The organism is Sinomonas albida, assembly GCF_004919045.1.
GTDB classification, from domain to species: domain Bacteria; phylum Actinomycetota; class Actinomycetes; order Actinomycetales; family Micrococcaceae; genus Sinomonas; species Sinomonas albida.
This window is the reverse complement of the sequence record NZ_SWDW01000007.1, coordinates 79728-100195: the sequence shown is the minus strand read 5'-3', so window position 1 is coordinate 100195 and position 20468 is coordinate 79728. Positions and strand designations below refer to the sequence as shown.

Genomic DNA, 20468 nt, shown 5'->3' with positions numbered 1-20468 from the left:
CTGCACGACAGGCGCTCGGCAGCGTCGGTCAGGCGGGTCAACGCCGGTGGTGTGCGCGGTCGCGGGGGCTAGTCGTACCGGGCTTCCGCCCACCAGCGGCCGCCTTCGCCGAGCAGGAGCCAAGCCTCGTTCTCGCTGTCGAGGATCTGGAACCGCTCGGCATGACGGCTCTCGTCCGCGTCCCACCAGCGCTGCCGCAGGAGCCACGGTCCCGCCCAGCTCCGCACGGCCCGTCGGCCCGCGCCCGGGCCCGGGTAGAACCACGCGGGCGGCGCCGCGAGGTCTCCGCGCGGGCCCACGCGGAGCGGGGCCGCGTCGTCGTCGAGGAGCTGGACGGGCAGCAGCTCGGCGAACACCGTCGCGGGCAGGGGCTCCGGCACCGCGCCCGGCCAGGGCCGCTTGGCGCGAGCCGCGGTGCCGGCGGGAGCGTCCTCGCCCCACGGCACGAGCAGGCTGCGCTCCGCGAGGAGCCGGCCGCCGCCCGGCACCGGGTGCAGGACGGAGCCGTGGCCCAGCATGGTCTGGAGCCGGCGGAGGCCGTGGTCGAGGCGTTCGTCGACACCCCCGAACAGCGCCTGCCCGCGGCGTCCCAAGAGGTCCACCTTGTCGGGGGAGAGCCGGATCTGGACCACGGGCGCCGCGAGCGCCTCGCCCGTGGTCCGCCACGGCGTCCGCGATTGGGCCGCCGCCGAGCCCGGGCGATTGCCCCGCCCCCGCGAGGACGCCGTGGAGCCCCCGGACTGAAGCTGCCAGCGCACGCGGTCCACGACGTCGCCCGCTCCGAAGTGGTGCGGGTGCCCCCACGTGCGCTCGGAGCGCTGGCCGGCGTCGTCCGTGATGTGGACGCGCAGCTCGGTGCACGCGAGGCCCTGGACGCGCAGGCCCTCGACGAACGCCTCCGCCGTGGGCCGCAGCGCGAACGCGATCTGGTCCACGCGGTCGAGCCCCGGCTCGAAGTCGGCGGCGCGCTCGAGCGGCACGGGCGGGACGCGCGGGACGATGGCTCGCGGGTCCCGGCCCCGGGCGCGCGCATGCGCCGTGAGCCCCTCCGCGCCGAAGCGGGAGCGGACGTCCGACGGCGGGAGCTCGGCGAGGCTGCCCAGCGTCTGGAGCCCGAGGCGCACCAGAAGCGACGCGAGCTTAGGCTCCCCGAGGGCGGTGACCGGGAGCCCGGCGAGGAACGCGGCGGACTCCCCGCCTGCGACGACGAGTAGCGGCGAGAGCTCGGCGGCCCGGCGCGCAGCCTGCTCGGCCGCGAAGACCGAGTCGGCGATCCCCGCCCTCGCCTCGAGGCCCAGGCGAGACGCCGCCTCGAGCGCCGCCCCTCCCGCGCTCTCTTCGCTTCCGTAGTAGCGGGCCGCGCCCCGGGCACGTACGGCGCACAGCCCGGGCCGCAGGATCTGCACTCCCGGGAGCGACGTCTCGAGGGCCGCGACCACCGGCTCGAACTCGCGCCCATCCCGGGCCGGATCCGCGTGGACGGCCACCAGCTCGGGGCAGCGGGACTGCGCCTCGCGCACGCGGAGCCCACGGACCACGCCCGCGGCCCTGGCCTCCGCCGAGCACACCGACACGAGGCCCTTCTCGAGGAGGGCGGCGGGCACGCGCTCGGGTACCTCGCCCGCCAGCTGGGCCGCGACCAGGGGCCAGTCGGGGAACCACACGACGAGCGCCCGGGGAATGCCCGACGGCGTCTCCGGGCTCACGAGGGAATCCTCGCGAGCGCGGGGCGAACGCCGCCCGGCGCCCTGTGATCCAAGGGCTCCCGCCCGAGTGATCCGGGCGTCGGCGGGCCCTGCCCGAGTGACCCGGGCGCTAGCGACCCCCGCCCGAGCGACCCGGGCGCCGCGAGGTCGACCGTCGCCGTCCGCGCCCGCCCGCGCTGGCTGACCTCGAGCTCGACCTCATGGCGGCGCAGGTGTCCATACCCCTCGCCGAGCCCCTCCCAGCGCGATCCGCGCACCCGGAGCGAGCCCTCGCTCTGCGGCCACGGTCCGAGCACGAGGAGCGTCCCGCCGCGCTCGCGCAGCCGTGAACCGAGCCGCGCCGCATCCCCGGGGGAGACCCGGCCGCCGGGGCGCACGAGCAGGATCGGCAGGACGTCCGCGAGGGCGGAGACGGCGGGGAGCCAGTCGGGACCGGGGTCCGGGACGAGCACGAAGCGCTCGAGCGCGACGCCGAAGCCCGCGGCGGCCTCCGCCCCGAAGTCGGGGATGCCCGCCGCACCGCACCACTCGCCGTTCGCCGAAGGCCCCGCGAGCAGGGCCATCGCCACCGAGAGCGGGGTCTCGAGCGAGTAGGCGGCCCCGCCGCGCAGTCCGCCCGGGAGGAGGTTCGAAAAGCACGGCAGCACAGGGTAGGAGCCCTGCCGATTGCGCCGGCCCTGCAGCACGTGGATGCGCTCCTGGAGCGCGCGCAGCTCGCCCGCCGCGGGGGCGGCGGAGGCGGAGCTGAGCGGAAGCGACATACCTCCATTTTCGAAAGTGTGTTCGATTAAGTCAATCGCGCGGAGTGTCGCTTCGAACTTTCCCCCAGGCGCCCGCCTAGGCTTGCCCTCCACGCCTGTGGTGTCGGTGCCAACCGTTAGAGTTGGGGGCGTGAATTACGCCAACTCCGTCGTCGAGCTCATCGGCCGGACACCGCTGGTCAAGCTCCAGAAGGTGACTGAGGGAATCAAGGCCACCGTCCTGGTCAAGCTTGAGTACCTCAATCCGGGCGGCTCCATCAAGGACCGCATCGCCCTCAAGATGATCGAGGAGGCGGAGCGTTCCGGCCGGTTGCAGCCCGGCGGCACGATCGTGGAGCCCACGAGCGGCAACACGGGCGTCGGGCTCGCGCTCGTGGGGCAGCAGAAGGGCTACCAATGCATCTTCGTGGTCCCGGACAAGGTGGGCGAGGAGAAGCGCGCTGTGCTCGAGGCCTACGGCGCGAAGGTCGTCGTGACCCCCACGGCCGTCCCGCCCGACTCGCCGCAGTCGTACTACGGCGTCTCGGACCGGCTCGTCCGGGAGATCCCCGGCGCGTTCAAGCCTGACCAGTTCTCCAACCCCGGCGCCCCCGCGAGCCACTACGAGACCACGGGCCCCGAGATCTGGGCCGACACGGACGGCAAGATCACCCATGTGGTGATCGGCGCGGGCACGGGCGGCACGATCACCGGCACCGGCCGCTACCTCAAGGACGTCTCGAAGGACCGTGCGGAGGGCGACGGCGGCCGGGTCAAGGTCATCGGCGCCGACCCGGAGGGCTCGGTCTACTCGGGCGGCACGGGCCGGCCGTACTTCGTCGAGGGCGTCGGCGAGGACATGTGGCCCTCGAACTATGACAAGGACGTCCCGGACGAGGTCCTCGCCGTGAGCGACGCGGACTCGTTCGCCATGACGCGGCGCCTCGCTCGCGAGGAGGGGCTCCTCGTGGGCGGTTCCTCGGGCATGGCGGTCGTCGCGGCCCTGCGCGCGGCGAGGGACCTGCCCGAGTCGGCGGTCGTCGTCGTCATCCTCCCGGACAGCGGCCGCGGCTACCTCGCGAAGATCTTCAACGACGATTGGATGCGCTCCTACGGGTTCCTGCCTGGTGAGTCCGAGGCGACGGTGGGTGACGTGCTGCGCGGCAAGGACGGCAAGCTCCCGGACCTCGTCCACACGCACCCGAACGAGACCGTGCGGGATGTCATCGACATCATGACCGAGTACGGCGTGAGCCACCTCCCGGTCCTGTCCAACGAGCCGCCGGTCGTCATGGGCGAGGTGCTCGGGGCCGTCGACGAGCGGGCGCTGTCCGCGAAGCTCTTCCGCGGCGAGGCGAAGCTCACGGACAAGATCTCCCAGCACATGGGCGACCGGCTGCCCGTCATCGGCTCCCTCGAGAGCCAGTCCACGGCCCGCGAGATGCTCAGCGAGGTGGATGCGCTCATGGTGACGTTCGTCGGCGCGCCGATTGGCATCGTCACCCGTCACGATCTGCTGGCCAGCCTGAACAAGTAACCTCCGGTCCACGACGTAAGGAGACCCACGTGAGCGAGAACACCCACGGCTTCAACACCCGCGCCGTCCACGCGGGGCAGGAATTCGAGCCCCGCACGGGCGCGGTCGTCCCGCCGCTGCACTTCAGCTCGACGTATGCCCAGGACGGCATCGGCGGCCTCCGCTCGGGCTACGAGTACGGCCGCGGCGGCAACCCGACGCGGGACGCGCTCCAGGAGCAGCTCGCGGCGCTCGAGGGCGGCCGGCACGCGTTCTCGTTCGGCTCGGGGCTCGCGGCCGAGGACGCGCTCATCCGGGCGCTGTGCTCTCCGGGAGACCGGATCGTGCTCGGCAACGACGCGTACGGCGGCACCTACCGCCTCATCTCGCGCGTGCTGGGCCCGTGGGGCATCGCGAACCAGCCCGTCGACATGTCCGCGCTCGACGGCGTGCGCGCGGCTGTCGCGGAGGACGCCCGGCTCGTGTGGGTCGAGACCCCGTCCAACCCGATGATGAAGGTCACCGACATCGCGGCGCTCGCCGAGATCGCGCACGACGGCGGGGCCCTCCTTGTCGTGGACAACACCTTTGCGTCGCCCTACCTGCAGAACCCGCTCGCCCTCGGTGCGGACGTCGTCGTGCACTCGACGACCAAGTACATCGGCGGGCACTCCGACGTGGTGGGCGGCGCCGTCGTCGTGAGCGACGACGAGCTCGCGGAGAAGATCGGCTTCGTGCAGTTCGCGGTCGGCGCGGTCTCCGGGCCCATGGACGCGTTCCTCACGACGCGCGGCCTCAAGACCCTCGGGGTGCGGATGGAGCGCCACTCTGACAACGCCCAGAAGATCGCGGAGTGGCTCGTGGGCCGGCCGGGAGTCGAGAACGTCCTGTACCCGGGACTTCCGGATCACCCGGGCCACGAGCTCGCGGCGCAGCAGATGCGGCGCTTCGGCGGCATGATCTCGGTCCAGTTCGTGGGCGGCGAGGCCGCTGCGCGCACGGTCGCGGAGGCGACGCAGCTCTTCACGCTCGCGGAGTCGCTCGGCGGGATCGAGTCACTCATGAACTATCCGTCGGAGATGACCCACGCCTCGGTCAAGGGAACCGAGCTCGCGGTCCCCGTCAACCTCCTCCGGCTTTCCGTCGGGATCGAGGACGCGGACGATCTTATTGCAGACTTGGATCAGGCAATCCGCCGCCTGTAGGTACTTGAATCCTGCCTGACCGAGAGGACCCCGAACCGATGCCGACGTCGCCGTCGACCGCCCCTGCCTGGACCAAGGCACCGTGGTTCAAGCCTGCAGCGATCGCCGTCGGGGCGATCATCGTGCTCGGGCTGCTCGTCCTGCTGGCCAGGTGGCTGCGCAGCACCGAGGCCGTCTCGCACTTCATCGCGACGTACCCCGGTCACGCGACCCTCCCCGCGGACGCGCCCGTCGGGATTCCGGCGTGGCTCAACTGGCAGCACTTCTTCAACATGTTCTTCGTCGTGCTCATCGTGCGGTCGGGCCTGCAGGTCCGCTTAACGACGCGGCCGGAGGGCTACTGGAAGCGCAACAACAAGGGCCTCATCAAGACGAAGGGCCAGCCCAAGAAGATCAGCCTCAACCTGTGGCTCCACCTCACGCTCGACGCGCTGTGGGTGCTCAACGGGCTGATCTACGGGATCCTGCTGTTCTCGACGGGGGAGTGGAAGCGCATCGTCCCGACGAGCTGGGACGTGTTCCCGCACGCCGTCTCGGTCCTCATCCAGTACGCCTCGCTCGACTGGCCGCTCGAGAACGGCTGGGTCAACTACAACGCGCTCCAGCTGCTCACGTACTTCGTGACCGTCTTCATCGCGGCCCCGCTCATGATCCTCACGGGCCTCCGCACATCCGGCGCGTGGCCCGCGAAGGCCCCGCGGCTCAACAAGGCCTACCCGATCGAGGCTGCCCGGGCGCTGCACTTCCCGATCGCGATCTACTTCGTCGCGTTCGTCGTGGTGCACGTCACGCTCGTGCTCTCCACGGGCGCGCTGCGCAACCTCAACCACATGTTCGCCTCGAACGACGGCGAGAGCTGGCTCGGCTTCGGGTTCTTCGCGGCCGCCATCGTGGTCATCGTCGCGGCCTGGTTCCTCGCGCGTCCGCTGTTCCTGCGGCCCATCGCCTCGCTCATGGGCACGGTGACCCGCAACTGACGCCGGCGGGTCAACGCCCGCCGGCCGCCTGGGAATGCCCACGCAGCCGCGCTCGCTCGTAGCAGCGGACCTCCTCGGCGGCGACGTACCAGTCCCCGCCGAGGAGCGTGCACTCGAGCACGGCTTCCCCCGCAAGATCGAGTTCCGTGCCGTCCGTCGTCAGGCCGGAGAGGGACCAGTCCACGACCACCTCGCCGTGCACGTCGTCGGCCGAGTCCAGGCGGCGCACGGAGAGCTCGATCGGCAGGCCGAGACGCACCCGATCGACCGCCGCGGCCTCGGGAGTCGACTCGAGGCGGGCATCGCCGACGCCGAGCGCGATCACCGCCGTCGGCAGGTACAGCGAGCAGAGCGCGTCGGCGTCGCCCGATCCGAGGGCCAGCTCGAGCGCCGCGCAGAGGCCTTCGAGTGATCGTCCGGCCATTGCACTTCCTTCCCAAGGTGCGGTGCACCCAGAGCACCGCTGCGTAGGGTGAGAGCCAACTCGTCGGTAACTATGACGTCAAACGGTTCCGGTCGGTGCGGTGTGACAGCATGGGCACATGCCGCCCCGCGCCCCGCTCTTCCCGGACCGCGAGCACCGCCTTGGGCTCGCCGAGCTGGGAGCCCTGGGCCGCCGTCGGACGCTGTGGGGGCTCGCGCTTGCGGTCATCCTCCCGGCGCTGGTCCAGTCGGCCATCGTGGCTGCGGGCTATCGCAATCTCGTGATGATCCTCCTGCTCCAGCTCGCGGCGGCCGTGGCCGTCGCGGCCATCGGGGGCATCTGGCCCGCGGTCGTCGCAGCCGTGGTCGGCATGCTGCTCGTGACCTGGTTCTCGACCGAGCCCGTGGACAGCCTCGTGGTCGCGAGCCCCGAGGTCGCGGCCGAACTTGTGATCTTCCTCGGCGTCGCGAGCGCGGTGGGCCTCGCCGTCGGGGCCGCCGCCCGGCGCTACGAGCAGGCCGCGCGCGCGCAGGCAGACGCGCGCGCGATGGCCGAGCTCGCACGCGGGATCCTGGGCTCGGGCGGGAGCATCGTGGACTTCCTCGAGCGGGCGCGCGCGGCGCTCGGGCTCCGGGCCGTCACGCTCATCGACCGCCGCGAGCCGGAGACGGCGCAGGCCGAGGCTCCGGGTTGGGAGGTCGTCGCGAGCGTGGGCGAGGCGCCGCCCGTCACGCCCGCCGCCGCTGACGGCGCTGTCGCCGCGGACGAGCGCTACACGCTCCTCGCGGGCGGCCGCATGCTCGAGCCCGCCGACCTGCGCATGATGCAGGCGTTCGGCGCCTACCTCGTCGCGATCCGCCAGGGCCGCCAGCTCGAATCGAGCCGGGAGGCCAATCGCCGCCTCGAGGAGGGCAACTCGATCCGCACGTCCATCCTCCGCGCCGTCTCGCACGACCTCCGCACCCCGCTCTCGGGGATCAAGCTCAGCGTGAGCAGCCTCCGCCAGAACGGCGTCGACTTCTCGCCCGAGGAACGCGCGGAGCTGCTCGCAACGATCGAGGACTACACGGACCGGCTGTCCGTGCTCGTGGGGAACCTGCTCGACATGTCGCGCATCTCCGCCGACAGCGTCACGCCGCTACTGCGCGCCGTGCGTTGGCGCGAGGTCGTGCATGGGTGGCCGGGCGCGGGCCAGGCGCGCGTCCAAGACCGCGTCTCCGCAGCGGCGCCCGCGGTCGAGGCGGATCCCGTGCTGCTCGAGCGCGTCGTGGCGAACCTCGTCGAGAATGCGCTCAAACACGCGCCGGACTCGCCGGTCGAGCTCGAGGCAGGCGTGGGCGGACCGGGCCCCGAGGGCGTCCTGACCGGTGAGCTCCGGGTCATCGACCATGGCGGGGGCATCCCGCCGGACCAGCTCCTCGCCGTCTTCAACCCGTTCCAGCGCTCGGGAGATTCGGGCGATCGCGCCGGCGGCATCGGGCTCGGCCTCGCGGTGGCGAAGGGCTTCGTCGAGGCGATGGGCGGCCGCATCGAGGCCGAGCAGACACCGGGCGGCGGCCTCACGATGCGCGTCATCCTCCCGCTCGCCGAGCCCGCCGAGCCCGCCGAGCCCGCCGAGCCTGCCGAGCCTGCCGAGCCTGCCGAGCCTGCCGAGCCAGCCACGGACGACGGCGCCCTGCCGCCGAGCGCGGACGACGGCGCCCTGCCGCCGAGCGCGGACGACGGCGGCCATTCGCCCTCGGTGGGGGCTGCGCCATGACGCGCGTGCTCGTGGTCGAGGACGAGGCGCAGATCGCGCGCGCCCTCCAGATCAACCTTCGCGTGCACGGCTACGAGGCGATCACTGCGCCGTCCGGCGAATCCGCCCTCGAGGCGGCTGCGAGGGCGCCACTCGACGTCGTCGTGCTCGATCTCGGCCTGCCGGGCATGGACGGCGTCGAGGTGATCCGCCGCCTCCGCGAGTGGACCTCGGTGCCGATCATTGTCCTCTCCGCCCGGCACGCGGCCGAGGACAAGATCGAGGCCCTCGACGCGGGTGCCGACGACTACGTGACGAAGCCGTTCGGCCTCGAGGAACTCCTGGCCCGCCTCCGGGCAGCGGTCCGCCGCGGCACGGTCCGGCCCGAGGCTCCCCGCGTGCAGACCGCGGACTTCAGTGTGGACCTCGCCGCGCGCCGCGTGGTCCGGGACGGGGCGGACGTGCGGCTCACGCCCACGGAGTGGAACATCCTCGCCCTTCTGGTGCGCCAGCCCGGGACGCTCGTGACGCAGCGGGAGCTGCTGACTCAGGTCTGGGGCCCCGCGTACGCGAAGGAGACGCAATACCTCCGCGTCTACATGGCCCAGCTCCGGCGCAAGCTCGAGCGCGATCCGTCGGAGCCCCGGCACCTCAAGACGGAGGCCGGGATCGGCTATCGGTTCGATCCGTAGGGGGCGGGGAGGCTCCGCGGGCCCCTGTCTCGACTAGGCTTTGAGGTCATGAAGACCGCCCGCGTCGTCGCTATCTGCCGCGTCCAGCAGCTCCTGCCAGATTCCGGGACCGTGGGCGTCACGGCCATCGACAAGCGGCCCGTCGAGGGGCCGGTCCGAGTGCGCCGGCTGGGCCTCTACGGGGACGTTCAGGCCGACCGTGCGAACCACGGTGGCGAGAACAAGGCCGTCTATGCCTACTCCGAGGACGACGCGGCGCTGTGGGCGCACGAGCTCGGACGCGAGATCCCGCCGGGCCTCTTCGGCGAGAACCTTCGAGTGGAGGGGCTCACGGCGAGCCGCGCGGTCATCGGGGAACGGTGGAGATTCCCCGGCGGAACGCTTCTCGAGGTCACGATGCCCCGCATCCCGTGCGGGACGTTCGCGCGGCGCATGGGCGAGGACGGCTGGGTCAAGCGCTTCATGGCCTCGGGCCTTTCTGGCGCCTATCTCCGGGTCATCACGCCCGGCGACCTGGAGACCGGCGAGGCCTTCGCGGTCGAGCATGTCCCGGACCACGGCGTGCGGGTGGGGGAGTGGATGGCCGATCCCACGCCTGAGCGCGCGGCGGCGCTCCTTGACGCGGAGGCCGAGGGCACCGTTCGGCTCGCCGCAGAGGTTCGTCCGTACATCGAGCGCGCGCTGGGCCGCGCCTAGCAGCGTGCCCAGACCAGCTGGCCGACGGCGACGCTCCTCCCGAGAGTGCCGATCCTGCCGCTGACCTGTGATTCGCTCCCTCGTGGCGGTTCACGAAAGCGAGGCCGGCAGCATGGAGGAGAATCGAGGAATGGTGACGAAGAAGCAAAGCACAGCGCGGAAGGGGATGGCTGCGGCGATCGGTTATGCCATTGGCGGATTGGTCGTCTTCGGGTCGCTCGCGGCGTTCGCCCAAGGGGCCGACCTCTCCTCCGTCCTGGTTCGCGAGGGCTGGGTGGCGGCGGTAGCGTTCGTTGCCGGTGCGTGCACTGTGCTGCTCCCGCGGATGTTCCCGCTGTTCGCGATGCTGCTGGTCTTCTTTCTGTTCGCCTACCTCGCCACCTTGACCGCTTTTGTCCCGATCGCGCTGATGCTGATGGTTGTCGGGGGATTCTGGAGCGGGTTGGGTGCGTACTCGATCGTCTTCCAGTTAAGGGGCAAGGGGCGTCCTCCTCTCCTCCGGACGGGCAGGTAGCAACCGGGGACCTCGGCTAAGCGATGACGCCACCGGGGCCGGACCGGACACCCGACCACTGTGGTGCTGTTGAAGGACGATGGGGCTCGACACCACCCTGGGGTCGGGTGAGGATGGTTGGGGTTCCAGGCATCTGAGGTGGGCGGTGGCGGCCTTGGGAGATCGCCACCGGCGAACGTCAATGTGACGATGACTGGGCCCAGGTTTGGCCGCCGTCGGATGTGGTGTAGGTGCTTCTCTGATCTGTGCACCCGGCCTTGTCGGCCGTGCAGCTGCTGGCTGTGACGTTGGCGATGCCATTGGTCGTGTTGCGGAATTGGACCACGACCGAGGTGAGCCACTCGGGCAGCCCCTGCATCGTTATGGTCTGGGCTTCACCGCTTGATGCCACTCTGATGAGGCGCCGGGTGCTTGCCATAATGACGGCATCGGAGCCGTAGGTGCTTGTGAGGCCGTCCAGCGCTGCAGGTGGCTCTGTGAGGTTTGCGGAGCCGGTTTTGGTGAAGAGGGTGCCGTCGTGGGTGGTGTGTACGGCTGCGGTGCTGCCGTTGCCGTTCTTGGTCATCTCGACCACCGCGACGCCGTCGGCCAACTGGAGGAGAGCCCCGATTGTGGGGGCATCCGAGTTCGCATTGGGCGGGGTGGACCCGAGAACCTTGGCGCTGGCATCGGCGAAGGACTGCCCGTTGTCGGTGCTGGCCCAAAGATGGCTTCCGTTCGCTCCTCCACTGACGAGCAGCGTAGACCCTGCCCACGCCGCATGCCCTGCCGGGCCAGGCATCGTGATCGCCTGCAGCGCACCGCCAGCGGTGGCAACGTACGCCTTCGTGTACGTCGAGGCCGCACCCATGCTGCCTTCGTGGGGTGGGCCGACGATCCAGTGCTTGCCGTCCCCGGAAAGGGCGACGTCGACGGACGGAGTCTGGTACGGCAGTTGCACTTGGTTCGTCGTCCACGTCGCACCCGAGTCGGAGCTGTTCGCCACGACCAGGGACCCGTCCTTGAGCCCGGCCTCGACGATCACCGGCCCCTCCTGGGCGATCGAGCGCCCCTTGCTCGGCGCGACCGGGAACTTCACATCCGACCACAACGACGAAGCATCAAGCGGTGTGACCGATCCGGCAAGCCTTAGGGGCATCTCGAGATCCCCGGGTGTTGTCGCTTGTGGCCCAGTCGATGAGGTCGCCGGTGCGGCGGGGGCCATCGGCGCGGGGCTGGTCCAAGGCTGCAAGACCAGGAGGCCGGCGGCTGCGGCCGCCGCGACAGCGATGGGACCCGCTGTGCGCCAGAACATAGACCGTCGCCTGGGCGACCGGGCGGGTGGAGCCGGTAGATCGCGCATGCCCTCTTCGATCCGCTCCCACACACGAGCCTGGACATCCTTCGGCATCGTTCGAGCCGGGGGAATCTGGTCAAGCATGTCCATTGCCTATACCTCCTCGATCTTTCCGATCCTGCTGGAGCCCCGTAGGTGCGCACGGGCGCGAGACAGTCTCGACCGCACGGTGCCGACGGCCACTCCGAGGGCGGCGGCCGCCGATGCGTAATCCATCTCGGCAAACACACACGCCGCTACGACCTCCTGCTCGGCCTGCGACAGATCCCGCACTGCCTCAAGAACCGCGGCCATGCGTCGTTCGGCGTCCACGCGATCGGCAATTCCGTCGGCCAGATCGTCCAGGCGTTCGTCGGTAGCCCCACGCCGCTCGGTTTCGGACCGTCGGGCCGCCGAACGGAGTCTGCTTCGCACGAGGTTCGAGGCTGTGCCAATCAGCCATGGCGCAGCGGACCCGCCCTCAAGGATCAGGGCCTTCCGGGTCCGCCAGACCTCAAGGAACACCGTGGATGTCAGGTCCTCAGCGGCATCCCACGATGCGGTCCGTCGGAAGCAGTAGTTGTAGACGAGGTCGCGGTGACGCCTGAAGATCTCAGAGAATGCATCTCTGTCTCCAGTCACGCACCGGTCCCACAGCGCCTGGTCCAAAACGGGCGAATCGACCAGTTCCATACCCCCTTATGGGCTCCCGGACCCGAAAGGTTCCATCTGCCCCGCAGCGTCTTGATGATTGGCGTGTCGCGTCACTACGAGGGTGCCACTGGAGCCTGGTGGGCATTGGGCACCGTGGGTCTGACACGCCACGGCGGGTCCCACCGGCCGGGCCGAAGGCGATAACACATCCGTGTAGCCCGCGTGCAGGGCGATCGAGGCCTTTGGGGAAGGCCGGGAAAAGCTAGGTGTGCCCAAGCTCACGGGACGCTGACGGACGACGGCGCGCGGTCGCCGTCGTCCGTCCTGTACGATAGTTGTATCCCCCACTGCGCCGGTATTCCCTTTTCTTGCCCAATTGTTGAGGCAGGAGTAGAGCGTGTTGGGGCCCGCTAGGCGGGCAGTTTCATAGGGGAGTCCGGCTGAAGTAAACGCTGACAGTGCGCGTGTGGCGCCGATTGCAGCGAGAAGTCCTGCCTGGGATTGAGATAGCGCCGGGCTTCGGTATTTGACCGACGAGCCGCCCGAGGCTCCCCAACCCCGAGGACACCCCTATGTCTGAAACCCTCGAAACCTTCAACTCCGCCCCCGAGGCGGACGTCGACACGGCCGCCGCCAACGCATCCCAGGATGGCGAGGAGCGCGGCGTCCTGTTCACCGATCTCGGCATCGACGGACGCGTGCTGGCCGCCCTGAAGGATGTCGGCTACGAGAAGCCGTCGCCCATCCAGGCCGCCACGATCCCGCTGCTCCTCGAGGGCCGCGACGTCGTGGGCCTCGCCCAGACGGGCACGGGCAAGACCGCGGCGTTCGCCGTCCCGGCTCTCTCGCGCCTCGCGGAACTCCACGACCTGAACGGTCCGTCCCGGGCCACGCAGGCGCTGGTGCTCGCACCGACCCGCGAGCTCGCGCTCCAGGTGGCCGAGGCATTCACTTCCTACGCGAAGCACCTCGACGACTTCACGGTCCTCCCGGTCTACGGCGGTTCGGCCTACGGGCCGCAGCTCGCTGGCCTCCGCCGCGGTGCCCAGGTCGTGGTCGGCACGCCCGGCCGCGTCATCGACCACCTCGAGAAGGGCTCGCTGGACCTCTCCGAGCTCCAGTACCTCGTGCTCGACGAGGCGGACGAGATGCTCCGCATGGGCTTCGCGGACGACGTCGAGAAGATCTTCCAGGAGACGCCGGACGGCCGCCAGGTTGCCCTGTTCTCCGCGACCATGCCGTCGCAGATCCGCCGGATGTCGAAGCAGTACCTCAACAACCCGGAAGAGGTCACGGTCAAGTCCAAGACCACGACCGGCACCAACATCCGCCAGCGCTTCCTGCAGGTCATGGGCTCGCACAAGCTGGACGCGCTCACGCGCATCCTCGAGGTCGAGGACTTCGACGGCGTCATCGCGTTCGTCCGGACGAAGATGGCCACCGAGGACCTCGCCGACAAGCTCAAGGCGCGCGGCTTCCAGGCCGCCGCGATCAACGGCGACATCGCCCAGGCCCAGCGCGAGCGCACCGTCGAGGCGCTCCGCGAAGGCAAGATCGACATCCTCGTCGCCACCGACGTCGCGGCCCGCGGCCTCGACGTCGAGCGCATCAGCCACGTGGTCAACTACGACATCCCGCACGACACGGAGAGCTACGTCCACCGGATCGGCCGCACCGGCCGAGCGGGCCGTAAGGGCGACGCGATCCTCTTCATGACCCCGCGGGAGAAGTACCTCCTTCGCGCGATCGAGAAGGCCACCCACCAGGCTGTCGAGCAGATGTCGCTCCCCACGGCGGAGACGGTCAACTCGCTGCGCATGAGCAAGTTCGCGGACCAGATCACGGAGACCCTCGAGTCCGAGGACGTCTCGCTGTTCCGCGACCTCATCGCGTCCTACGAGACCGAGCACAACATCCCGGCTGCGGAGATCGCCGCCGCGCTCGCGGTGATGGTCCAGGGCGACGCCCCGTTCTTCGTCCAGGAGCTCCCGGCTGCCCCCGAGTTCGCCAAGCGCGGAGCGCGCGACGGCGCCCGCGAGGGTGGGCGGGGCCAGGGCGGCCGCGGCCAGCGCGGTCCGTCCGAGGGCAGCGCGACGTACCGGATCGCGGTGGGCCGCCGCCAGCGGGTCCAGCCGGGCTCGATCGTGGGCGCACTCGCCAACGAGGGTGGCTTCCACTCGAGCGAGATCGGCGGCATCGACATCCGTTCGGACTTCTCCCTCGTCGAGCTCCCCTCGGACCTCTCCAGCGACCAGTGGAAGGCCCTCTCGAAGACCCGTATCGGCGGCGAGCTCATCAAGCTCGAGCTCGACTCCGGCCGCCGTCCCTCGCGCGACGGCGACGGCGACTGGGGCGGGCGCGGCGGCCGTGGCGGCTACGAAGGCGGTCGTGATCGCGACCGTGGACCGCGCGACGGTGGCTTCGGCGGCGGCCGTGGCGGTCGCGGGGACCGTGAGCGTGGGGGTCGCGACGGCGACTTCGGCGGCCGCGGCGGCCGTGGCAGCTTCGGCGGATCCCGCGGCGGTTCCTCCGGCGGCGGTGCTCGCCGTTTCGGTGGCAGCCGCTAATACCGAGAGCTAACGCTCATTTGCTAGACAACCTTGTCACAGGTGCGTGACATTTAGCGTCGCACTGTGTGACGATGGAGAAGCGGCGGTGAGCCGGCCCCGCGTGTGGACCGCGGGGCCGAGCTACAGGGTCCGGCTGCAGCCAGCTGGGGGGTGCAGCCGGACCCTTTCCGTCGCCTTTCTCGTCCGGCGGGAACGCTGCCCGCCGATTTGTTCGCGGGGGCGAAACTCCGGTAAAGTATCTGTCTGTTGCCCCCCTAGCTCAGTGGTAGAGCGCCATCTTGGTAAGATGGAGGTCACGGGATCGATTCCCGTGGGGGGCTCTCTGAAAAGGGTCCGTGTCCACGGCTGTGGCCGGAAGATGCGGCCCTTTTCTGTGTATGGCGGTGTAGCTCAGTTGGTTAGAGCGCACGACTCATAATCGTGAGGTCGGGAGATCGAGCCTCCCCACCGCTACGGCTGAAGGCCCTGGGAGACCGGGGCCTTTGTCGTCTCCGGCGCCCACCAGTCTGTGGCCAGCCCGCCCAGAGACCGGCTTTCTGAATGCCGTTCCCAGACTCAATCGTTACACTTCCTTAGATGACCGTTACCGAATCGTTGCCTGCTGTCCGGAAAAAACCTCCCCGACTTGGCCACGTTCCGGCGCTCGACGGGCTCCGGGCAGTCGCCATCACCCTGGTTGCCGTCTACCACGGGATCATGCCCGCGCACTTCGGCGGGGCTGTTGGCGTCGACGTCTTCTTTGTCCTCTCGGGGTTCCTCATCACCACCCTCCTTCTCCAGGAGCACGACGCCTCGGGGACGGTCTCCTTCCGGCGGTTCTACCTGCGGCGGGTCGTCCGGCTGTACCCGCCGCTCCTGCTCATGCTCGCGGTGGTCTTCGTCCCGATCGCGCTCACGATGGGCATCACCACGGCCCTCGCGGGCTCGGCCCTTGCGCTCTTCTACCTCATGCCGGTCGGCGCGGAGTCCGGGCAGACCACGCTCTCGCCCTACGAACACACGTGGTCGCTCGGCGTCGAGGAGTGGTTCTACTTCCTCTGGCCGCCGGTCCTCGTGTGGCTCCTGCGCGAGCGCCGGCGGATGGTCCTGGCCGTCGCGGCGATCGTGACCGCCGTTCTGGCCGTCGCGGCGTTCCTCGCCGAGGCAGAAGCTTCCGAGGTCTCCTTCATCCTCCGCGCCTGCGGCCTCATGTCAGGCTGCGTGCTCGCGCTCCTGCTCCACGGCACCGAGTTCAAGGCGAGCCGCTGGCTCGGCGTTGCGGGCGCGGCGCTGCTGGGCTTGAGTGTGCTGCGCTCGTCGCTCGCGCCGTTCTCGACCGTGGACGTCCTCCTGGCGGACGCTGGTTCGCTCCTGCTCATTGTCGCGATCATCCGCGGCCCGCAGGGCGTCCTGCAGCGCATCCTCTCGGCCGGTCCCGTGGCGTACGTGGGCAAGATCAGCTACGAGATCTACCTCTGGCACTACCCGCTCCTGTGCGTCCTCGGCGTCATCAACCACTCCGACTGGCTCGAGGTCGGCTGGATCGCCCTCCCGCTCTCGGTCGGCCTCGCGGCGCTCGCCCACCGTGTCACGCAGCCGTTCACGGCTCGCCTGCGCACTAGGATGGCCGGGTGGATTCCCGCCTGATCTATGGATGCATGGGCCTCGGCGGCGCGTGGGACGCGTCCGGCTACGGCCCCGAACTCGTTGACCGTGCGGGGGAGGCAGTTGAGGCCGCCCTCGCGATCGGGATCACGCGCTTCGACCATGCCGACATCTACAGCCGCGGCAAGGGCGAGTCCGTCTTCGGCGAGCTCCTGGCCCGCGATTCGACGCTGCGCGGGCGGATCCACCTGCAGAGCAAGGTCGGCATCCAGCTCGGCGAGAACGGCGGATTCGGCCACTACGACCTCAGCGCCCAGTCGATCCACGACGGCGTCCACGGCTCCCTGCGCCGGCTGCGCACCGACTACCTCGACGTCCTCCTCCTGCACCGCCCCGATCCGCTGCTCGACCCCGCCGAGGTGGGGGCCGCCGTCGGCCGTCTGCTCGAGGAGGGGTCGATCCGCGCCATCGGGGTGTCCAACATGTCCGCCGCGCAGATGGACGCGCTCCAGGACCACCTCCCTGTGCCGCTCGTCGCGGATCAGCTCGAGCTGAGCCTCGCGCGCCACGACTTCGCGGACACCACCGTCCTCGTCAATCACGCAGACGGCGCGGGGACGAGCTTCCCGCACGGCACGCTGGAACACTGCGCGCGCCGCGGGATCGAGGTTCAGGCGTGGTCGCCTCTCGCTGGGGGCCGCTACTCAGGACGGACGACGGCGGAGTCCCCCGACGCGGACCGTGCAACTGCCGCCCTGCTCGCCGAGCTGGCCGCCAGCAAGGGCACCGAGCCGGAGGCGATCGTGCTCGGCTGGCTCCTGCGCCACCCGGGCCGCATCTCGCCGGTCATCGGTTCGGCGAATCCCCGCCGCATCGCGGCCTGCGCGGACGCCGAGGCCGTGGGAGCGGCCATGACGCGCGAGGAGTGGTACGCGCTCTACCAGACGGCGCGCGGCAAGCGCGTCCCCTAGCCCGGAGGGCTGGCGATGTGGGCTGGCCGCCGCCGCTGGCGCTGCGAGCTGGCCGCAGCCCCTGGCTGCGAGGGGCTCAGCGCGATGCCGGCAGCTCGATCTCGAGCGCCCGCTCGGCCACGTCGTCGAGCGCCCGCCGCACGGCTCCGAGCGCCAATGCGTCACCCCCGAGGCCCGAGACCTCGACGCGCGCGGGCGTGTCGGTGAGGCCGGGGAGCGCGCCTCGGATGCCCGGGAGAAGCTGTGCGGCCGAGGGCGCGACGGCGCCGCCGAGCACCACGAGCTCGGGGTTCAGGAGCGTCGAGAGCACCGCGATGACGCGGGCCATGCGCTCCGCGAGCCGTCCGAGGACGGCGCGCGCGGCCGGGTCGCCGTCGTCGGCCGCCGAGAAGACCGCCTCCGCGGTGACGTCGCGCGGCGCGAGCCCCGCGAGCCCGCCCGGCCCGCCGGCGGCCTCCGCCCCCCATTCGCGCGCGAGCTGTGCGATGCCGTGGGGCCCCACGGCGCCGTCCACGAGCCGCAGGAACGCGAGTTCGCCGGCCGCGCCGTAACGGCCGCGGAGCAGCCGCCCGGACTCGATGAGGCCGGCACCGAGGCGCTCCCCGGCGAGGAGTACGGCGACGTCGTCGAGCCCCTGGGCAGCGCCGCGCCACTGCTCGGCGAGGGCCGCGAGGTTCGCGTCGTTCTCTAGGAGCACGTGCCACCCATGGCGAGCGAACAGCGCATCGGCCACGCCGACGTCGAACATCTCCCAGAACTGGGACCCCTCGGCCACTCTCCCGTCTCGGTCCACGGGGGCCGCGACCCCCGCGCCCACGGCGAGGACCCGTTCGGGGGCCGACCCCGCGGCGCGGAGCGCGGCGAGGGCAGCCGCGCTCACCGCGTCGAGCCGCGCCTCGACGGGATGGGGCCCGGAGGGCAGCGCGCCCGAGGCGGAGCCCAGCGGGTCGCCGCGGAGGTCGGCCACGAGCGCCGTGGCCTTGTGCGCGCCGATGTCGAGGCCCACGACGACGCCCGCGTCCGCGCGGAAGCCGAACGTCCGCGGGGGGCGTCCTCGCTGGGGGCCGGTGCGCTCGGGCTCGTGCTCTTCGGCCCAGCCCCTCCGCACGAGGTCCTCGCACACGGCGATCGCCGTCGCGCGGGTCAGGCCGGTCAGCTCGACGAGTTCACCGGCTGTGAGCGGGCCTCCGCGACGGAGCTCGGCGAGCACCGAGCGAGCCGTGACGAAACGCACGACGTGCGGCCCGACGGTCCCCGAATCGGTTCCCTGCTGCAATCCGGCCTCCTCCTTGACCCAGCTGGCGCCGCGCCCCAATAATGGTCTGCGGACCTATATTTAGAGTCTAAATTATTTTCGATCGCTTGCCATCGTTCTTCAGCCCCCCATCAACGAGGAGAGCCGGTGCCCACCCCTGCCGAGCCCGCAGCCACGACCACCCACGACGCCGACTGGTGGCGTCAGGCGGCCGTCTACCAGATCTATCCGCGCAGCTTCTCCGACTCGAACGGAGACGGCCTCGGCGACCTCAAGGGCATCACGGCGCGCGTCCCGTACCTGAAGGAGCTCGGGATCGACGCCGTCTGGCTCAGCCCGTTCTACCCGTCGGCGCTCGCTGACGGCGGCTACGACGTGGACGACTACCGCAACGTCGACCCGCGCCTGGGCACGCTCGAGGACTTCGACGAGATGGCCGCAGCGCTCCACGCCGCGGGCATCAAGGTGATCGTGGACATCGTCCCGAACCACACGTCCGACCGGCACGTGTGGTTCCAGGAGGCGCTCGCCGCGCCCAAGGGCTCGGCCGCCCGCGGCCGCTACATCTTCCGCGACGGGCGCGGCGAGAACGGAGAGCTCCCGCCCAACGAGTGGACCTCGATCTTCGGCGGGGGAGCGTGGGAGCGCGTCACCGAACCGGACGGCACACCGGGACAGTGGTACTTCCACCTCTTCGCGAAGGAGCAGCCGGACCTCGACTGGGACAACCCCGAGGTCCACGAGGACTTCCTCACGACCCTGCGCTTCTGGTCCGACCGCGGCGCCGACGGGTTCCGGGTCGACGTGGCCCACGGCCTCAAGAAGGACCTGAACGCCGAGGTCGCGAGCCTCGACCTCCTGCACCGGGCGGACCTGTTCCGCGAGGGCGAGCACCCGCTGTGGGACCGCGACGAGGTCCACAGCATCTACGCCGAGTGGCGCAAGGTCTTCAACGAGTACAACCCGCCGCGCACGGCCGTGGCCGAGGCGTGGGTGCACGCCGACCGTCGCGCCGCATACGCGTCACCGGAGGGGCTGGGGCAGGCGTTCAACTTCGACCTCCTCGAGGCCGACTTCGACGCCGAGCAGTTCCGCGAGATCATCGCGAAGAACCTTGCCGAGGCCGCTGCGACCGGCACCTCGTCCACGTGGGTGTTCTCGAATCACGACGTCGTGCGGCACGCGACCCGCTACGGGCTCCCCAAGGGTTCGGGCCGGGGCGGGAAGGGCGCCGACGGCAAGGACTGGCTCCTCGAGGGCGGGGACCCCGCGCAGATCGACGTCGCGCGGGGGCTCCGCCGGGCGAAGGCCGCGACGCTGCTCATGCTCGCGCTCCCGGGCTCGGCCTATCTGTACCAGGGAGAGGAGCTCGGCCTTCAGGAGGCCGGCCAGATCCCGGACGCCGACCGCCAGGACCCTACGTTCTTCCGCAACAAGGGCGTCGAGGTGGGCCGCGACGGCTGCCGCGTGCCGCTCCCGTGGGAGGCCACGCCGACCGAGGGTTCCTCATTCGGATTCGGCGCGAACGGCTCCCACCTCCCGCAGCCGGCGTGGTTCGCGGACTATGCGGCGGGCGCTCAGGCCGCTGATGCGGGCTCCACGCTCGCGTTCTACCGCCGTGCCCTGGCCCTGCGGCACGAGCTCCAGGGCGCCGAATCCCTCGGCTGGCAGGACGCGTCCGACGACGACGTCCTCCACTTCGTGCGCCCCGGCGGCTGGCACGTCGTGGCCAACTTCGGGACGGCGCCCGTGGAGCTGCCCGCGGGGGAGACCCTCCTCGCGAGCGCCGAGGTGGAGGGTGGAAAGCTGCCCGGCGAGGCGACCGCGTGGGTTAGTGTTTCGGCCTGAAAGTGGTTTATAAAATCGCTTGACATAATAATGGCGCGGTAGTCCACTGGTACGTGGATCGTC

17 protein-coding genes and 2 tRNA genes are annotated in these 20468 nt (G+C 70.7%); 13 read left to right on the top strand and 6 right to left on the bottom strand.

Going from position 1 to position 20468, the window contains the following annotated elements:
• Nucleotides 1-68 precede the first annotated feature (68 nt).
• The gene (locus E6A26_RS08765; RefSeq protein ID WP_136610815.1) at nucleotides 69-1706 is read right to left on the bottom strand and encodes a DNA polymerase Y family protein; all 1638 of its coding nucleotides are present in this window, start codon (nucleotides 1704-1706) and stop codon (nucleotides 69-71) included.
• Nucleotides 1703-2467, bottom strand: a complete 765-nt coding sequence (locus E6A26_RS08760) for a hypothetical protein (protein WP_136610814.1) — start codon at nucleotides 2465-2467, stop codon at nucleotides 1703-1705. Before E6A26_RS08760 ends, E6A26_RS08765 begins: the two co-directional genes overlap by 4 nt.
• 130 nt (nucleotides 2468-2597) lie before the next feature.
• Between E6A26_RS08760 and E6A26_RS08755 the strand changes: the two genes are divergently transcribed.
• From E6A26_RS08755 to E6A26_RS08745, 3 genes are read left to right on the top strand one after another with little or no spacing between them, the layout of a single operon-like run.
• Nucleotides 2598-3983: a cystathionine beta-synthase gene (locus tag E6A26_RS08755; RefSeq protein WP_136610813.1), complete on the top strand. Its 1386-nt coding sequence runs from the start codon at nucleotides 2598-2600 to the stop codon at nucleotides 3981-3983.
• A 29-nt stretch (nucleotides 3984-4012) separates the two neighbouring features.
• On the top strand, nucleotides 4013-5167 hold the full coding sequence (locus E6A26_RS08750) for a cystathionine gamma-synthase (RefSeq protein ID WP_136610812.1): 1155 nt from the start codon (nucleotides 4013-4015) through the stop codon (nucleotides 5165-5167).
• Between the two features lie 38 nt (nucleotides 5168-5205).
• Complete coding sequence (locus tag E6A26_RS08745; protein WP_136610811.1) at nucleotides 5206-6144, top strand: cytochrome b/b6 domain-containing protein; 939 nt, start codon at nucleotides 5206-5208, stop codon at nucleotides 6142-6144.
• 10 nt (nucleotides 6145-6154) lie between these two features.
• On the opposite strand, the gene E6A26_RS08740 is transcribed toward E6A26_RS08745, so the two are convergent.
• Entirely contained in the window at nucleotides 6155-6568 is a 414-nt protein-coding gene (locus tag E6A26_RS08740) for a hypothetical protein (RefSeq protein WP_136610810.1), read from the bottom strand.
• A 118-nt stretch (nucleotides 6569-6686) separates the two neighbouring features.
• Between E6A26_RS08740 and E6A26_RS08735 the strand changes: the two genes are divergently transcribed.
• The 4 genes from E6A26_RS08735 (at nucleotide 6687) to E6A26_RS08720 (ending at nucleotide 10208) form a co-directional block, all read left to right on the top strand.
• Nucleotides 6687-8327: a sensor histidine kinase gene (locus E6A26_RS08735; protein ID WP_136610809.1), complete on the top strand. Its 1641-nt coding sequence runs from the start codon at nucleotides 6687-6689 to the stop codon at nucleotides 8325-8327.
• Nucleotides 8324-8998, top strand: a complete 675-nt coding sequence (locus E6A26_RS08730) for a response regulator (RefSeq protein ID WP_136610808.1) — start codon at nucleotides 8324-8326, stop codon at nucleotides 8996-8998. Before E6A26_RS08735 ends, E6A26_RS08730 begins: the two co-directional genes overlap by 4 nt.
• 48 nt (nucleotides 8999-9046) lie before the next feature.
• Entirely contained in the window at nucleotides 9047-9694 is a 648-nt protein-coding gene (locus E6A26_RS08725) for an MOSC domain-containing protein (protein ID WP_136610807.1), read from the top strand.
• Nucleotides 9695-9824: 130 nt separating this feature from the next.
• Nucleotides 9825-10208 carry a hypothetical protein gene (locus E6A26_RS08720; protein WP_136610806.1) on the top strand — a complete coding sequence of 128 codons (384 nt, stop codon included), beginning with the start codon at nucleotides 9825-9827 and terminating at the stop codon, nucleotides 10206-10208.
• 178 nt (nucleotides 10209-10386) lie between these two features.
• On the opposite strand, the gene E6A26_RS08715 is transcribed toward E6A26_RS08720, so the two are convergent.
• The gene (locus tag E6A26_RS08715; RefSeq protein WP_168928706.1) at nucleotides 10387-11346 is read right to left on the bottom strand and encodes a hypothetical protein; all 960 of its coding nucleotides are present in this window, start codon (nucleotides 11344-11346) and stop codon (nucleotides 10387-10389) included.
• Nucleotides 11347-11637: 291 nt separating this feature from the next.
• Nucleotides 11638-12216 carry an RNA polymerase sigma factor gene (locus tag E6A26_RS08710; protein ID WP_136610804.1) on the bottom strand — a complete coding sequence of 193 codons (579 nt, stop codon included), beginning with the start codon at nucleotides 12214-12216 and terminating at the stop codon, nucleotides 11638-11640.
• Nucleotides 12217-12749: 533 nt separating this feature from the next.
• On the opposite strand from E6A26_RS08710, the gene E6A26_RS08705 reads away from it, so the two are divergent.
• The 5 genes from E6A26_RS08705 to E6A26_RS08685 all read left to right on the top strand — a co-directional run bounded on the left by E6A26_RS08705 (nucleotide 12750) and on the right by E6A26_RS08685 (nucleotide 17302).
• The gene (locus tag E6A26_RS08705) at nucleotides 12750-14744 is read left to right on the top strand and encodes a DEAD/DEAH box helicase (RefSeq protein WP_136610803.1); all 1995 of its coding nucleotides are present in this window, start codon (nucleotides 12750-12752) and stop codon (nucleotides 14742-14744) included.
• 251 nt (nucleotides 14745-14995) lie between these two features.
• Nucleotides 14996-15067: transfer RNA gene (locus tag E6A26_RS08700), tRNA-Thr, on the top strand.
• A 59-nt stretch (nucleotides 15068-15126) separates the two neighbouring features.
• Nucleotides 15127-15200: transfer RNA gene (locus E6A26_RS08695), tRNA-Met, on the top strand.
• Nucleotides 15201-15323: 123 nt separating this feature from the next.
• Nucleotides 15324-16373, top strand: a complete 1050-nt coding sequence (locus E6A26_RS08690; RefSeq protein ID WP_136610802.1) for an acyltransferase family protein — start codon at nucleotides 15324-15326, stop codon at nucleotides 16371-16373.
• 11 nt (nucleotides 16374-16384) lie between these two features.
• On the top strand, nucleotides 16385-17302 hold the full coding sequence (locus E6A26_RS08685) for an aldo/keto reductase (RefSeq protein WP_136610905.1): 918 nt from the start codon (nucleotides 16385-16387) through the stop codon (nucleotides 17300-17302).
• A 76-nt stretch (nucleotides 17303-17378) separates the two neighbouring features.
• Here E6A26_RS08685 and E6A26_RS08680 read toward each other — a convergent pair whose 3' ends face one another.
• Nucleotides 17379-18578 carry an ROK family transcriptional regulator gene (locus E6A26_RS08680; RefSeq protein WP_136610801.1) on the bottom strand — a complete coding sequence of 400 codons (1200 nt, stop codon included), beginning with the start codon at nucleotides 18576-18578 and terminating at the stop codon, nucleotides 17379-17381.
• A 126-nt stretch (nucleotides 18579-18704) separates the two neighbouring features.
• Between E6A26_RS08680 and E6A26_RS08675 the strand changes: the two genes are divergently transcribed.
• Nucleotides 18705-20405 carry a glycoside hydrolase family 13 protein gene (locus tag E6A26_RS08675; protein ID WP_136610800.1) on the top strand — a complete coding sequence of 567 codons (1701 nt, stop codon included), beginning with the start codon at nucleotides 18705-18707 and terminating at the stop codon, nucleotides 20403-20405.
• Nucleotides 20406-20468: the final 63 nt, after the last annotated feature.

Bases quoted from the DNA above. Each gene is read 5' to 3' on its own strand.
- E6A26_RS08760 (WP_136610814.1), bottom strand. From the start codon at position 2,467: ATGTCGCTTCCGCTCAGCTCCGCCTCCGCCGCCCCCGCGGCGGGCGAG.
- E6A26_RS08745 (WP_136610811.1), top strand. From the start codon at position 5,206: ATGCCGACGTCGCCGTCGACCGCCCCTGCCTGGACCAAGGCACCGTGG.
- E6A26_RS08740 (WP_136610810.1), bottom strand. From the start codon at position 6,568: ATGGCCGGACGATCACTCGAAGGCCTCTGCGCGGCGCTCGAGCTGGCC.
- E6A26_RS08735 (WP_136610809.1), top strand. From the start codon at position 6,687: ATGCCGCCCCGCGCCCCGCTCTTCCCGGACCGCGAGCACCGCCTTGGG.
- E6A26_RS08730 (WP_136610808.1), top strand. From the start codon at position 8,324: ATGACGCGCGTGCTCGTGGTCGAGGACGAGGCGCAGATCGCGCGCGCC.
- E6A26_RS08725 (WP_136610807.1), top strand. From the start codon at position 9,047: ATGAAGACCGCCCGCGTCGTCGCTATCTGCCGCGTCCAGCAGCTCCTG.
- E6A26_RS08720 (WP_136610806.1), top strand. From the start codon at position 9,825: ATGGTGACGAAGAAGCAAAGCACAGCGCGGAAGGGGATGGCTGCGGCG.
- E6A26_RS08715 (WP_168928706.1), bottom strand. From the start codon at position 11,346: ATGCCCCTAAGGCTTGCCGGATCGGTCACACCGCTTGATGCTTCGTCG.
- E6A26_RS08710 (WP_136610804.1), bottom strand. From the start codon at position 12,216: ATGGAACTGGTCGATTCGCCCGTTTTGGACCAGGCGCTGTGGGACCGG.
- E6A26_RS08705 (WP_136610803.1), top strand. From the start codon at position 12,750: ATGTCTGAAACCCTCGAAACCTTCAACTCCGCCCCCGAGGCGGACGTC.
- E6A26_RS08690 (WP_136610802.1), top strand. From the start codon at position 15,324: ATGACCGTTACCGAATCGTTGCCTGCTGTCCGGAAAAAACCTCCCCGA.
- E6A26_RS08685 (WP_136610905.1), top strand. From the start codon at position 16,385: ATGGGCCTCGGCGGCGCGTGGGACGCGTCCGGCTACGGCCCCGAACTC.